The organism is Micromonospora sp. NPDC050795, assembly GCF_044456785.1.
GTDB lineage: Bacteria > Actinomycetota > Actinomycetes > Mycobacteriales > Micromonosporaceae > Micromonospora.
Genome location: NZ_JBITGE010000050.1, coordinates 1 through 14,584, shown reverse-complemented (window position 1 = coordinate 14,584; position 14,584 = coordinate 1). Strand labels below are relative to the sequence as shown.

Annotated in this window: 12 protein-coding genes; 4 read left to right on the top strand and 8 right to left on the bottom strand. The window is 71.2% G+C overall.

The annotated features are described in order from the left end of the window. Positions 1-46: 46 nt before the first annotated feature. Entirely contained in the window at positions 47-2,401 is a 2,355-nt protein-coding gene (locus ACIBEF_RS29830) for an AbfB domain-containing protein (protein WP_396796654.1), read from the bottom strand. Between the two features lie 255 nt (positions 2,402-2,656). Here ACIBEF_RS29830 and ACIBEF_RS29825 point away from each other — a divergent pair, with 255 nt between their 5' ends. From ACIBEF_RS29825 to pdxY, 3 genes are all read left to right on the top strand, one after another. Next, complete coding sequence (locus tag ACIBEF_RS29825; protein WP_396796653.1) at positions 2,657-3,673, top strand: LacI family DNA-binding transcriptional regulator; 1,017 nt, start codon at positions 2,657-2,659, stop codon at positions 3,671-3,673. Positions 3,674-3,825: 152 nt separating this feature from the next. Beyond that, positions 3,826-4,620, top strand: a complete 795-nt coding sequence (locus tag ACIBEF_RS29820) for a serine protease (RefSeq protein WP_357229687.1) — start codon at positions 3,826-3,828, stop codon at positions 4,618-4,620. Positions 4,621-4,796: 176 nt separating this feature from the next. Continuing rightward, complete coding sequence (gene pdxY / locus ACIBEF_RS29815; protein WP_396796652.1) at positions 4,797-5,648, top strand: pyridoxal kinase PdxY; 852 nt, start codon at positions 4,797-4,799, stop codon at positions 5,646-5,648. Positions 5,649-5,705: 57 nt separating this feature from the next. On the opposite strand, the gene ACIBEF_RS29810 is transcribed toward pdxY, so the two are convergent. From ACIBEF_RS29810 to ACIBEF_RS29785, 6 genes are all read right to left on the bottom strand, one after another. After that, on the bottom strand, positions 5,706-6,038 hold the full coding sequence (locus ACIBEF_RS29810) for a putative quinol monooxygenase (protein ID WP_396796651.1): 333 nt from the start codon (positions 6,036-6,038) through the stop codon (positions 5,706-5,708). Between the two features lie 9 nt (positions 6,039-6,047). Continuing rightward, positions 6,048-9,293: an ATP-binding protein gene (locus ACIBEF_RS29805; protein WP_396796650.1), complete on the bottom strand. Its 3,246-nt coding sequence runs from the start codon at positions 9,291-9,293 to the stop codon at positions 6,048-6,050. Then, positions 9,290-9,562, bottom strand: coding sequence for a hypothetical protein (locus ACIBEF_RS29800; protein ID WP_396796649.1), 273 nt, complete (start codon positions 9,560-9,562; stop codon positions 9,290-9,292). The genes ACIBEF_RS29805 and ACIBEF_RS29800 overlap by 4 nt, the downstream gene beginning before the upstream one ends. A 439-nt stretch (positions 9,563-10,001) precedes the next feature. Continuing rightward, complete coding sequence (locus ACIBEF_RS29795; RefSeq protein WP_396796648.1) at positions 10,002-11,105, bottom strand: endonuclease domain-containing protein; 1,104 nt, start codon at positions 11,103-11,105, stop codon at positions 10,002-10,004. Between the two features lie 74 nt (positions 11,106-11,179). Further along, positions 11,180-12,598, bottom strand: a complete 1,419-nt coding sequence (locus tag ACIBEF_RS29790) for a PQQ-binding-like beta-propeller repeat protein (protein ID WP_396796646.1) — start codon at positions 12,596-12,598, stop codon at positions 11,180-11,182. A 62-nt stretch (positions 12,599-12,660) separates the two neighbouring features. Continuing rightward, positions 12,661-13,092, bottom strand: a complete 432-nt coding sequence (locus tag ACIBEF_RS29785; RefSeq protein ID WP_396796644.1) for a hypothetical protein — start codon at positions 13,090-13,092, stop codon at positions 12,661-12,663. 167 nt (positions 13,093-13,259) lie between these two features. Here ACIBEF_RS29785 and ACIBEF_RS29780 point away from each other — a divergent pair, with 167 nt between their 5' ends. Next, complete coding sequence (locus ACIBEF_RS29780) at positions 13,260-13,607, top strand: hypothetical protein (protein ID WP_204944864.1); 348 nt, start codon at positions 13,260-13,262, stop codon at positions 13,605-13,607. Between the two features lie 13 nt (positions 13,608-13,620). Here the strand turns inward: ACIBEF_RS29780 and ACIBEF_RS29775 are convergent. Next, positions 13,621-14,486, bottom strand: a protein-coding gene (locus ACIBEF_RS29775; protein WP_396796674.1) for an IS5 family transposase whose coding sequence is annotated in 2 segments (ribosomal slippage) — positions 13,621-14,153 and positions 14,153-14,486 — 867 coding nt in all. Because the reading frame shifts where the segments join, the coding sequence is not laid out codon by codon here. Between the last annotated feature and the right edge of the window lie 98 nt (positions 14,487-14,584).

Below are 14,584 nucleotides of genomic sequence, written 5' to 3'. Positions count from 1 at the left end.
AACCCCCGCCCTTCTTTGTCGTGACGGCCCGGTCAGTGCCCAGCGGTCAGGGCGCCCAGGGGGTGGCGATGTTCCATGTGGTGTCGGCGGTCCACGACGTCGGCGTGTTGTACGCGTCGCCGCCGGCGCCGTTGCTCAGCCAGACCTCCGCGTTGTAGTGCCGCAGGTACCTACCTCGGAAGTTGTACGACTCCAGCGACACGCCGGTGCCGGTCAGCCCGGTGCGGGCGCACCAGGTGGCGTCGGCGCGCAGCAGAGCGGAGCCGTCGTCCGGCGAGTTGCGGACCCGGGAGTTCTGGTGGCGCAGGTACTGCCCGGGAAAGTTGACCGACTCGAACGAGAAGCAACCGGAACCGGCCAGACCGGGCCTGATGGTGTACGTGGCGTCGGCCTTGAGCAGGCTGGAGCTCGCGGCGTCGACCACCTCCGTGTAGGCCAGGCTGTCCTGGTGACGGAGGTAGCGGTTGGTGAAGCCGGGCGTGGTCACCTGCACCGACCGTCGGGTGTTGACCGGCAGGGCGACGGGTGCCGAAGTGCCGATGCTCTTCGAGGCGTTGATCAGGGCGGTGTTGGCGGCGCGTACCCGCGCCTGATCCATTTTGATCACCTGGCGGTCGTAGGTGAGGAACCCGTTCAGCTCACCCTCCAGGTCGGTGATCTCGGTGTAGATCGAGGCGCTGAGCCCCTTGCCGAGCATCAGGTTCTGGGTGCCCTGCACCAAACCCACGTACCGGTCGGTGAGGGCGGTCGAGCTGGACTGCCACTCGTAGGCGAAGAAGCTCCCGTTCGGGCTGTACTCGTGGCCCGGCGTGTGCAGGCCCAGGCCGCCGAACTCGCCGAGCACCGCGATCCGGCTGCTCGACGGTACCGGCGAGTCCGGGCCGAGGTAGACGTGCCAGTCGTCGATGTCGCCGTTGCCGGGGTCGCCGAGGGACTGGCAGCAGTTGTGGCCGCTGTGCGGGTTGACCAGACGGGTCGGGTCCTGGTTCTTGATGTTCTGCGCGACCCGCCGGGTGTCGGCGAGGGACCGCTCGCCCCAGCCCTCGTTGTAGGGCGTGTACGCGATCACGGCGGGTGAGCTGCGGTGCTCGTCGACGATCTCGCGTGCCTCGGCCTCGAACTGCGCCTGCTGGGCGTCGGTGGGGTCGACGTTCTGCGCGGTCAGCGACGGGATGTCCTGCCAGACCAGCAGGCCGAGCCGGTCGGCGTGGTAGAACCAGCGCTGCGGCTCGACCTTGATGTGCTTGCGCACCATGTTGAAGCCCAGGTCCTTGTGCTTCTGCAGGTCGAAGGCGAGGGCGGCGTCGGTCGGCGCGGTGTAGAGCCCATCCGGCCAGAAGCCCTGGTCGAGGGTGCCGACCTGGAACACGAACTGGCCGTTGAGCTTGGGGCGCAGCACCCCGTTGACCAGGCCGGTGGTGATCTCCCGCATCCCGAAGTAGTGCGTGGTCCGGTCCACTGTGGCACCAGCGGCGTTGCGCAGGGTCACCCGGAGGTTGTAGAGGAACGGGTCGTCGGGTGACCAGCGGCGGGCGTTGGGCACCGGCACGCTGAAGTCGGTGAAGCCGCCGGTGGCCGAGCCGACCACCGTGGTGCCGTTCAGCGCCTCGGCGAGCACGCTGTGGCCGCTCACGTCGCCCCGGGTGAAGACCCGGACCCGCAGGGTGTTGTTGCCCAGGTTGGGGTAGACGTCCACGCTGCTGATCGAGGCGGTGGGCACCGGCTCCATCCAGACCGTCTGCCAGATGCCGGAGCTGGGGGTGTAGAAGATCCCGCTGGGTGTCTTGGTCTGCTTGCCGATGGCGGGCAGGCTACCGTTCTGCCGGGTGTCGGTCGGGTCCCAGACCTTGACGACGATCTCGTTCGTCCCGGCGGTGAGCTGGGGCGTCACATCGAAGGTGAAGGCGTCGTAGCCGCCGGTGTGCGCGCCGACGCGGACACCGTTGACCCAGACGGTGCTCTGCCAGTCGACGGCGCCGAAGTGCAGCAGGGTGCGCCGACCCGACCAGCTCGCCGGGATGGTGACGGTGCGTCGGTAGAACAGGTAGTTGCGGTTGTCGTTGGCGGCCCGCTGGATGCCGGACAGGGCGCTCTCCACCGGGAACGGCACGTTGACCCGCTCGGGCAGGTTGGTGCCGAACTGCGGCGCGTCGTCGGTCGTCGACTGGCGTAGCTGCCACTCGCCGTTGAGGTTGAGCCAGTCCGGCCGCGTCATCTGGGGTCGCGGGTACTCGGGCAGTGGCGTGCCGGTCAGTGCCTGGCTGGTCCAGGGGGTCGTCAGTGGTGGCGTCTTGGCCGGTGCGGCGTACGCCGACGAGGCGGGCGCGGTGAGGACGCCGGCGACCAGGGTGAGGATGAGCAGCAGTGGCAGGGCGGGGCGGATGGGGACGTGACGTGTCATGCCGTCTCCGGGGGGCGAGTCGCCGCGGGCGGTGCAGCCAGGCCCGAGGCGCGTGGGTGGTGGGCATCGGGTGGTCATTGACGGGGGACGGGCGTCAGCGACGGATGTCGGTGGGATATCCACGTGCCAACGGCGGCAAAAATATTGACATCCGTCATCACCTGTATAACGTTATAGAGCCGCGTCGACCCTCCCGTCAATGCTTGTTCATCAATGTCCGGTCGGCCCGCCTGTCGAATTCGCGAAAGGTTGGGGATGGGCGTCAACCTGAAGGACATCGCCCAGCGCGCCGGTGTCTCGCTGGCCACGGTCTCCAACGTCGTGAACGGGTACCGGCCGGTGGGGGAGCGGACCCGACAACGGGTGCAGCAGGCGATCGACGAACTCGGCTACAGCCCCAACCTCGGCGCCCGGCACCTCCGTCGGGGCCGTACCGGCCTGATCGCCCTGGCCGTCCCGGAACTGACCAACCCGTACTTCGCCGAACTCGCCGAGATCGCCATCGCCGAGGCCGCCGTGCTCGGCTACACGCTCGTCATGGAGAACACCGCAGCCGACCGGGAGGCGGAGCTGGCGCTCCTCGACGGCTCGCGACAGCGCATCATCGACGGCCTGATCCTCAGCCCGGTGCGCATCGGCCGGGAGGAGGTGCTGGCCCGGTCGGCCGGCAGCCCACTCGTGCTCATCGGCGAGGGCGTCTACGACGTGCCACACGACCACATCGCCATCGACAACGTCGCCGCCAGCCACGCGGCGATCCGGCACCTCGTGGCGATCGGCCGCCGCCGGATCGCGTTCATCGGCGCCACGCCGGGAGGTGACCGGCAGTCGGCCCACCTGCGGGTCCGGGGTTACCGGGAGGCCCTGGAGGCCGCCGGCCTGCCGTACCGACAACGGCTGGTGGCCCGCACCGACGCGTTCGGTCGGCTCGACGGCATGCGCGCCATGCGTGACCTGCTCGCCCTCGGTGATCCGCCGGACGCGGTGTTCGGTTACAACGACCTGGTCGCCATCGGCGCGCTGCGGGCGCTGGCCGAGGCTGGTCACCGGGTGCCCGAGGACGTCGCGGTGGTCGGGATCGACGACATCGAGGAGGGACGGTTCACTGCCCCGACCCTCACCACGATCGCCCCGGACAAGAGGGAGATCGGCCGTCTCGCGGTGCGCCGCCTCGTCGCCCGCATCGAGGGCGCGGAGGTCACCGGGCCGCTGACCGTGCAGACACCGTTCCGGCTTCTCCGCCGGGAGAGCACCGGCACCCCGGACGCCTGACCACCGGTCGCCCGCGCGCCGTGCGAGATCCATACCTCCGGTGGTACGACCCAGAGAGGATGACCCGCTAGATCCACGCACCTCAATATGATGACCGCTATCTCGAACTGCGGTGCGCTCACGAGGCGTGCCATCCTGATGCGGAGGAATGCATGGTTCGCTGGCGTACCCTCACTGGCCTGCTGGCCACCGCGTTGGCCGCGGTGACCGCGGCCAGCCTCACCCTCACCGCGCCGGCCGCCGCGGCCGACAGCCCCATGACGCCGAACGTCGTCGGTGGCACCCGCGCCGCGCAGGGCGAGTTCCCGTTCATGGTCCGTCTCTCGATGGGCTGCGGCGGGGCGCTGTACAGCCCCCGGCTGGTGCTCACCGCGGCGCACTGCGTGGGCGCGACCGGCACCAACACCAGCATCACCGCGACGCTCGGGACGGTCGACCTCCAGTCGTCCAGCCGGATCACCGTCCGGTCCAACTACGTCTACCGCGCCCCCGGCTACAACGGCGCCGGCCGCGACTGGGCGCTGATCCGGCTCGCCAGCCCCGTCACCGGGCTGAGCACGCTGCCGATCGCCAGCACCACCGCGTACGACAGCGGCACCTTCACCGTGGCCGGCTGGGGCGCCGCCCGCGAGGGCGGCAGCCAGCAGCGGTACCTGCTCAAGGCGACGGTGCCCTTCGTCAGCGACTCCACCTGCAACGCCAACTACGGCGGGGATCTCATCCCCGCCCAGGAGATCTGCGCCGGCTATGCCAGCGGCGGCACGGACACCTGTCAGGGCGACTCGGGTGGCCCGATGTTCCGCCGCGACGCCTCCAACGCCTGGATCCAGGTCGGCATCGTCAGCTGGGGCAACGGCTGCGCCCGGCCCAACTACCCGGGTGTCTACACCCAGGTGAGCTACTTCGCCTCGTCCATCGCCTCGGCCGCGGCGAGCCTCGGCGGCTGACCGTACGACGGGACGGCCATCCACCGCGTTGGTCGCCCCGCCACCGCTCGGGCGGCCCGGACGACACGGTCCGGGCCGCCCGTTCGTGCCGTCCGCCCGCTCGGCGGCGAGTGGGCCACCCGACAGAAACGGCGGGCCGTCGGTGCGCCGTCGTCCGCAGCGGCGATGATGGGCCGGTGAAGATCCTGTCCATTCAGTCGTCTGTCGCCTACGGCCACGTCGGCAACTCGGCGGCGGCCTTTCCGCTGCAACGCCTCGGGCACGAGGTCTGGCCGGTCCTGACCGTGCACTTCTCCAACCACACCGGGTACGGGGCGTGGCGCGGCCCGCTGCTCCCGGCGTCGGACGTGGCGGAGGTGATCGCGGGCATCGAGGACCGGGGTGTCCTCGGCAGCGCCGACGCGGTGCTCTCCGGCTACCAGGGCGACCCGGCCGTGGGCGCGGTGATCCTGGACGCGGTGGCGACGGTGAAGGCGGCCAACCCGGCCGCGGTGTACTGCTGCGACCCGGTGATGGGCGACGCCGGCCGGGGCATGTTCGTCCGGCCGGGGATTCCGGAGTACCTACGGGACACCGTCGTGCCCCGTGCGGACATCATCACGCCGAACCACTTCGAGCTGGACTTCCTCGCCGGTCGCACCACGAACTCGCTCGCCGAGGTGCTGGACGCGGTCGACGTGGTGCGGGCGACCGGGCCACGGCACGTCCTGGTGACCAGCGTGCTCCACGGCGACCTGCCCCCGGACTCGCTGGAGGTGGTGGCGGTCTCCGACGAGGGCGCCTGGGCGGTGACCACGCCGCTGCTGCCGATCAACCCGAACGGTGGGGGTGACGTCACCGCGGCGCTGTACCTCGCCCACCTGTGGACGACCGGCTCACCCGCGACGGCGCTGGAACGCACCATCGCCTCCGTCTACGCCGTGCTCGAGGCCACTCTCGCGGCGGGCACCCGGGAGATCCAGCTGATCGCGGCGCAGGACGTGATTGCCGACCCGCCGACCCGGTTCACCGCCCGCCGGCTGCGCTGACGGCGGGTCCCGGACCGGCTGCGTCGCCGACGGTCCCGGACCGCTGACCGGTGGCGGTCAGCGACCCTCGGGAACGGCCATCTCGCCGAGCAGCGACCAGTCTTCCTGCGGCACCGTGGCGTTCACGATCCGCGGGGTCTCGGCCAGGTACGGCGGCAGGGTCTCCTGAGCCGCGCGGAAGTGCGCGGACTGCACGTGGGCGCCGCCGGCCTGGTCGTCGCGGAACGCCTCGACCAGCACGTACTCGGTGGGATCGTCCACGCTGCGGGACCAGTCGAACCACAGGCAGCCCGGCTCCCCCCGGGTCGCCTCGGTGAACTCGGCGGCGATCTGCGGCCACCGGTCGGCGTGCTCAGCCAGGACCCGGAACTTGGCGGTAATGAAGATCATGGCCCCAGGCTACCCAGCCGGGCGGGCACGGGCGACGACCTCCTCGGGTGTCAACGGCGCCTTCGGGTGGTGCGTCAGGCACAGCGGGGTACGGACCTTCACGAACGAGAACCCCTCCCCGGCGGCGTAGAACTCGCCACTGTTGAGCAGGCCGATGTCCGGCAGTCGCCCGCCCTTGGCCTCGGCGAGCTGGCGGGCCGCGTCGATCTGCGCCGGCGCGTTGAGCAGCCCGAAGAACTGCGTCGTCGCGTTGCCGGAGATCTGGTTGTGCAGACCCTTGGGCGCCTGCGTGGCGAAGACCAGACCGAGCCCGTACTTGCGGGCCTGCGAGGCCAGCGCGATCGAGCTGGCGGTGCAGGCGGTGGTGCCGGTCGAGGGCGCGAGCGTCTGCGCCTCGTCCATCACGAACAGCCCGCCCAGCGGCCGGTCACCGGCGGGGTGCCGCTTGATCCACGCGAAGAGCGCCATCTGCAACTGGTTGACGAAGCTCTGCCGCTCCTGGTCGGAGGTGAGGCCGACGAAGCTGATCACCGAGACCCGGGCCCGCCGCCCCGCCGACGGCGTCAGCAGCAGCCCCGGGTCGGCCGGCGCGCCGACCCCGCCGAAGAGCGGATCGGTGACCATCGCCGCCTTGAGCGCCTCGGCCAACTCCTCGGCGAGCTTCCCGGCTCGGGCCAGCCGACTGACCCCCTCGGGCAGATCGGTGAGGAACTCGGTGAAGCCGGGCAGGCCGACCATCCCACTTCGCGCGTACGCCTGGAGTGCCTCGGTGAGCACGGCCTTGCCCTGCTGGGCGAGCCGGCTGGAGCGGTCCACTCCCGCCCGTGGCGCGAGCGCCTCCACGGCGGAGCGGACGGCCTGGTCGAACTCGTCGGGCCAGTCCTGCAGGGAGGTGAAGTCGGGCAGCGGCTGGAAGCTCAGCGGCCGACCGGCGGTGACCCGGGGCGTCCACACCACCACCTCGGTGTGTGCGAGGTAGTCGGCGGCGCGTTCGGCGTCGCCGGGGCCCCAGCCGGCCGGCGGGTCCGGCCACGGGTCGCCGAGCCGGGCCAGGTCGTTGTTGGGGTCGAGCACGATCGCGGAGACCCCCTCGCGGGCGCACTCCTCGACCAGCCGGCGGATCAGCACCGTCTTGCCCGAGCCGGACCCGGCGAACACGACGGCGTGGCGACGCAGCGACTCCAGGGGAACCGTGAAGGGGTGAGAGCCGTCGACGGTCCGGCCCAGCGCGACCGCCCGACCACCCTCGCCGACCACGAGGTCGGCCTGGTCAGCGGGTACGGGCCCGGCCGCCGTACCGGTCGACACATCGGCGGGAGCGTCGGCTTCCGACACCTGCGACGGGTCGGATTCGGGACCACCGGACGGTGGCTCGTCGTCGGGCGTCGGCGGCTGGGCACCGCCACGCGTCCCGTCGGGCCCGGGCAGGACTGCGCGGAACAGTTCGGTGCCACTGGCCGGACGGCGGGCCACCAGCCACTCCTGCAGGGCCGTGGACGGTTCGGCCGCCATCACCCGCAGGGCCGCGAAGACCCGCAGGTCCGCCTCCGACACGGCACACCGCAGGCCGCCGGCCGCGTCGAAGCCGGTCAACACCTCGGTCGTACGCTTCCCGGTCGGCCATGGACCGTTACGCAGCAGGATCAGCCGCCGTTGTGGCAGGTCCCGGTCCAACCCGGCGAGGGTGCAGGCGGCCTTGACCCGGGCGGTGACGGCGATGGCATTGGGGTGCGCGATGGCCCGGAAGCACCAGTGCGCCTCGTTCTCGGTGGCCTCGTCGAGCACCTCGATGAGCCGCCCGTGCAGCGCGGGCTTACGGCCGGGCGGCGGATCGTACTTGTAGGTGGCGCCGGTCGGCGCCTGCTCGGCGATCCAGGCGGCGAGGCCGGCGGCGAGCAGCGGCGGCATGTGTTCGTCCTCGCCCGTCGGGTCGACTGCGGCCGACACGTCCGCGGCCTCGACCAGTTCGGCGAACCGTGCGTCCAACTCGTGCAGGCGGCGCTCGTCCGTCGTCGGGTCGGCGGAGGCACCACGGGTGGCGCTGACGGTCGGCGTCGAGTCCGCGCCGTCGATGAGCCGATCCAGCTCGATCACGTCGTCGCGATCACGGCACCAGGCGATGTGGCGGTCCACCCGGCGGAGCAGCGCGCGTGGCGTCAGGGTGGGTGCGTCGGCGAAGGCGGCGGGGGCGATCGGCCAGGTGGGGTGCGGTGGCCCGAAGTACATACCCGCGTAGGCGGCGGCGAGGCGCTTCGCCACGATGGCCTGCCCGATCTCCGGGGTGGGGATCCGGTCCGGCAGGTGCGCCGTACGGAAGCGGTCAGCGACCGGGGTGGGCGCGGTGCGGGTCATCAGCACCCAGGTGTCCGGCAGGCACGAGACGACGACCAGCGTGCGGCGGGTGATGTCGCGCAGCTTGAGCAGGCCGTCGGCGATCGGGCCGAGCACCCTGGCCTGGCCGTCCTCCAGACCCTGATGCTGGTTGAGCAGTGAGGTGCTGGTCTGGGCGAACAGCGTGTCGAGCTGGTCCACGGCGATGACCGTGGGGTCCAGGGTCAGGGCCATCAGCCGGGAGATGTCCTGTACGACCTGCTGGGGGGTGCGGATCGCGGCGCTCAGTCCCCACGCCGCCCGTGCGGCCGGGTCACCCGGCTCGGAGATCAGGTGGGCGTAACCGACGTCCTGTGCCTCGAAGTCGATGGCACCGTGCAGGACGAGCGCCCGAGCGGTGTCCTGGGCGTCCCGCCCGACCTCCCGATCGCGCTCGCGCAGCGCCCAGATGAAGGTGTCGAGCTGCGCACGGGTCACCGCTCGGGTGCCGGCGACCGCGTCGCGCACCTCCACCGGCAGGCCGAGCTGGGGGGTGAGTCGACGCAGGAAGGTCTTCAACTGGGTGCCCCAGCCGACGTGGGGGCGGCCCATCCCCTCCACCAGGGCAAGGGCCACGCTCTCCCAGAACGTCTTGCCACTGACCATGTCGACCAGGAAGAAGTAGCCGCCGTCGCCCTGGATCCGTTCGCGGACCGCCCCGAGCAGGTGCGTCTTGCCGGCACCCGCGCGGCCCTGCATGGCCACGCCGAGCGGCATGCTCGTGTCGTCGGTGCGGGCCCGCGCCACCCCGCGCAGGATCTCCGCGGCCACCTTCTCGTGCAGCTCCGGCACATTGTGTGGGCTGGGTCGCCAGACGTCGTCCGGGGTGACCGCCGGGTTGAGGCTGACCGCGTCCAGCGCGGCCCGATGGTCCTCCGAGATCATGCCGGGCCGATCGCCAGGGCGTGGTTGTCCTCGTTCCCGATGCGCACGGCCGCAGCCCGGTCCCGTGCGGTCAGTGACTTGGTGTTCGCCACCGGGATGATGCGGACGTCCTCTCGGCCGACCATCGCCCGCAACGCCGCGTCGAGGGCGGCCCGGTCGGTGTCGGCGAGCCGGTCGCGGACGTCGGCGAGGCCGACCCACGCGCCCGGCGCGGTGGCCAGATCCCGGTACGCCGACCGGACCAGCGCCTCCACCTCCGCAGCGGACACCGGTGCCGCCGGTGCGGCCGTCCCGCTGTCACAATGGGTGCCGGTGCTTCGGGTCGCGGCTCGCTGAGGGCGGCCGTTGCCCCGGTCTGCTTGAAGAAGTCGCCGTGGCTGACCCGAAGCCGGTCCAGCGAACGGTGCAGGTTGGACAGGACGACGAACAGGGACCGGGTCGTCGAGCCACCCGCCTTCGGCGGCGCGGCGGTGTGCAGCTGACGTGCCACCCGCCAGCCCTGCTCGGTCAGCTCGTGGGCGAACGGCCGGTGCGTCCGATCGGTGTCGACCAGGCCCAGGTCGACGAGCTTCGTGTTGTCCTTGCCGGTCAGTGTGAAGCCGGCCAGCTCTTTCAGCTCGACGTTGGTGAGTCGGCGTGCCTCGACCATCAGCACCACGAGGGCGTTGATCTGGTTCGGCGTCAGGTGCGGGACGTCCGCCGGGCTCGTCATGATGTCTCATCTCCGTGGGGGTGCGTGCCGCCCGCACGTCGCCGGGCCAGCAGCCGACGGATCCCGTCGACCACCGCCGGCGCGTCGGTGAGCACCTGCTCGTTGGTGAAGCGGAGCACGTCCAGCCCGAGGAGTTGCAGCTGCACGTCCCTCCGCCGGTCGTTGGCGAAAGCGATTCGCCCACGATGCTCCGGGCCGTCCACCTCGACCGCAAGACCCTCCGTGGGCCAAAACAGATCCAGACGGTACGCCGCGGCCAGGACGTGCCACTCGAAGGTCTGGTTCCACCGCCGGCCCCGCGCCCAGTCGTGCGGCGCGAGCGCGCGTTCCAACGCCTGTTCGGCGGGGCTGTCACCGCGAGGTACGCCGGCGATCGGGGGCCAGGCCAGCACCCTCGACTCCGGCTCGGCGGCGTTGGCAGGGAGCCGTTCGGTAGGGCCGACCAGCCCGGTGAACCGCGCCGGCACCGGCATCGGCACCGCGCGCACCCGGTCGGCGTGGCGCAACGGCCCGCCGGCCAACCACACGGTGAAGCCACCGTGCCGCACGAGCCACTCGGCGGCGGCCACCAGCGTCCGCTCGGCGTCGGCGTCCAGGTCAGGCAGGGCCACGACCAGCACGCAGCTCTCCCGGTCGTACGCGCCGGAGATCACCCGGGCGAGCCCGGCGGCGCGTACCCCCGGGGCGAAGCGGGACCGGCCGGCGGGGCGGCGCGGGCCGCGCAGCCCTCGCTCGGCGAGGTCGGCCAGGAACGGCCCGAAGTGCCGGGAACGGGCGGCGGTACGGGCCGCGAGTGCCCGCACCGCCGCCACACCGAGCGTGCCCTCGCTGTCGAGATGGTCGGCCCCCGTCAGCCAGCGGGGGAACATCGCGAGGGCGGCGGCGTCCAGTTGGTCGAGCAGAGTGTCGACGAGGTCACCGAGAGGACCCGTCACAGTGGGCCGGTAGTGCACCATCGCGGGGGCTGCCGGGGGTAACGGGTCGAGTGCCACCCGCAGCAGCTCCGGGTCGATGCCCGGCAGGTGACTGACTCGCCCCGTCGGCGCGGCAGCCCACCAGGCCCGGCTGGCGTCGCCGTCGGCCCGGACGGGGTGTGCCATGGCGGCACCCTACGGTAGCGACGGGTGCGGCCGGGACCCCTCGGTGGCGAGGGGCCCCGGCACGCGTCCGCCGCTCAGCGCAGCCGGCGGATGTCGCCGTACGCGCGGTAGTAACCACCGCGGCTGGACTCGCGCACCTCGGTCACCAGGTAGCGGGCGCCCGGCTCGCGAATCCCCTTGGGGAACTGCACCGACCAGTCGCGCCGGTAGCCGTCGGAGAGCACCTGGACCCGCAGCCGCCCCCGATCGTCACGGCACCGCACGACCACGCCCGCGCCCGAGTCGCTGGTCACCTCGACGATCGTCGGTTGCACCGGCTGGGGCGCCTGGCGGGGGGCCTTGATGTCGCGTACCTCGGGCACGTTTCCGGCCTGCGCGGCGCGGATCGCCGGCTCGCTCGCGTCGATGCAGGCCAGATGGCCGCCGGTGGTGACGACGTAGAGCCGGTCGTCGTGGTACTGCATGGAGTACGCCGAGCCGCAGCCGGTGCCGAGCTTCCACAGTCGGGTGCCGGCCGCGTCGAAGCAGTAGATCGAGGACTGGCTGTCACCGGCGAAGACGTACTCGCCGCCCTCGGCGGTGGCGCAGGAGAAGACCGGGGCGTCGCAGCGGTAGGTGCGGTCGAGCCTCCCCGACTTGGACAGCCGCACCACCTCGCGGGTGCCCGTCCCGGCGAACACACTGCCGTGCTCCTGCCAGCCGAAGAGCACCGAACCGGTGGTGGTGTGCCACAGTTCGCTGCCGGTACGCCACTCGTAGCCGGTCACGCCCCGCGAGTGGCCGTGGTAGATGGCGTCGTCGTCGCACCGCACCATCCAGGCCGAACGCCCGCGACCGGGGCGACGCCACAGGAACTCGTCCTCGTGGTCGACGGCGGTGATCCCGCCGTCGGCGTCGGAGACGCCGAGGACGCCGTCGTGGATGTCCAGCCAGTAGATGTCGATCTCCGGGGCGATCGCGTACGCCACGCGGGGAACCTTGCCGGACAGGTCGTAGACGTTGCCGTCGTCGCAGCCGGCGTAGATCCAGGCGTCGTCGGCGACGATGCACTTGACCCCGTCGGGAAGGCGGACCTGGCTGCGCACCTGGGCGTTGTGGTCGAGCGTGGTGATGACGCCGTGCTCGTTGCCGACCATGCAGTGCTGCCCGTCGACGAAGATGCCGAAGGCGGGGGCGCCGGAGTCGTAGCGCCAGAGCACCGGGGCGGTGTGGGCGGTGGAGCGGGTGCTGACGATCTGCCGCCGTGACACGGTGCGCTTCTGGCGCACGCCGGGAACCGCCGGCGCGTAGCCCTTGCGGACCTTCTCGCCGATCTTCTTCGCCGCGGCGGCCCGGGCCCGGGCGTTGTCCGGATAGGCGTTGGCCTTGACCTGCCCATGGTCGCCGATCCGGCCGTAGCGCACCGTCAGCGTGGCGTTGTCGACGATGACCTCGTAGAACTTGTGCGCACCGTCCACTTCGGACAGTTCGAGGTAGGTCGTCTCCTGGGACATGGGGGGCCTCCGAGGGTCAGCGAGCGGCGCGATCCGGCCGGCGCGGCGACAGTGACCACACGTTAACGGCGACCCCCGACAGAACCGGCGTCCGGCCAGCGCAGCGCGTCGTCGCGGAGCACGGCGTGCGCGCCGACGCTCTGGTTGACGATCTGCGTCACCCGTACGTCGACGGCGATGCTGGCCAGCGCCACCGCGTCCGGGCGGGTGAGGCCGTGCAGTCGCTGCATCAGGGTCAGCATCGAGTCCAGGGCGGTGAACACCTGTTGGTCCTGCACGCCGTAGCGCTCCTTGAGCCCAATGGGCCAGCCGCCGGCCATTGTGGTTCCCCAGTTGGCCGGGATGACCGCGTCAACGCGTACCGCGAGGGTCTGACCGGGGCGAGCACGGCGGACCGCGACCAGACCGACCAACGCGTGGCCGTCATCGGGCCGATGCTGCGCGACCCGGGGTTGGTCCCGGTTGGCTCCGCCGGGTACGGGCCGGCGGACCACCAGTAGTCCAGGGTGCGATAGGTGACCGTGTCGCCCGAGCCGATGGTGAGCATCGGCGGGAGATCGGGGAGAAGCGGCCGTGCAGGCTGTCGTCCCCGGGGTTAGGGCCTGTCCTGTCGATCTTGAATCGACTGGTCAGGTGACGTCACCCCGAGGGATCATGAGGCGTGACCGATGCTGATGCGGTGCTGAGGATCGCGGATTTGCGCCGAGCGTGCTTGATGCTGTTGGACGCGGCGGAGAGCCGGTTCGGTCCTCAAATCCAGCTGTCACAGCTAAGCGTCGACCACTACTGGAACGTCGATCTTCGTGCGGCATTCGCGATGGTCCCGCGGCCGGAGCTGGAGATCGACTGCGGGCAGAGCAGCGACGATCTCGCAGAGCTGTCCAGCCTCCTCCAGCGAGATCCGGAGGACGTCGTATCGCTGTGGCACGACATCGCGCACGTGAGCGGGCTCTTGCGGCTGCTGGCGTACCTCGACCTGCCAGACTCGGGCGAGGTTCGCGGCAACTAGCTGTTGCTGCCGATTACCGGAGCCAGATGATGGCGGCGATGAGGATCAAACTGGACCGGTAGAGCGATGCGCGTTTGGCGTAGCGGGTAGCCAGGTCGCGCCATTGTTTGAACCGGTTGAAGCAGCGTTCCACGACGTTGCGCTTCTTGTAGATCACCTTGTCGAAGGCTGGCGGTCGCGCGCCGACGCTGCCTCTGGCCGCTCGGCGGGCGACTTGGTCGGTGCGTTCCGGGATGACGTGCCGGATTCCTCGCTGCCGCAGGGCTCGACGAGTCGAGTCGTGCGCGTAGCCCTTGTCCGCGATCAGCACCTCGGGACGCTTGCGGGGCCGGCCGGGCCCGGGCTCGTTAACGCGGATCGCGTCGAGCAACGCCAGAAGCTGCGGGTTGTCGCCGGCCTGACCTGGAGTGCGCAGGATCGACAACGGCCGGCCGCGTCCATCGACGGCCAGGTGAATTTTTGTGCTCAGCCCTCCACGTGACCGGCCGATGGCCTCACCATCTTGCGCACCAGGCGTCGCCGCAATTGCCGGGGAACCCCCTTTTTACGGGCACCAGCGGCATGCTGGTGCGCCCGCACGATCGACGAGTCGATACTGATCGTCCACTGCACCGGTGTGCCGTCGTCATGCACCTGCGCCGCAGCCAGGACCCGATCCCACGTGCCGTCCGCCGTCCAGCGGCGCAGCCGCTCATGGCAGGTCTTCCACGGCCCGAAGCGCTCCGGCAGGTCACGCCACGGCGCACCCGTGCGCAGCTTCCACAAAATCCCGTTGATGACCTGACGGTGGTCCCGCCACCGCCCCCGCGCACCACCCGGCTCCGGTAGCAGCGGCGCGATCACCACCCACGCCTCATCGGTCAGCTCACCACGACGCACCACGGGTCTGCTGCACCGATAGGTGACAGTTTCAGTCACGCGGCCTGACTGGCCGGTGGGGTCATGATGGTCTCGTACTCGATAGGGGTCAACCGGGA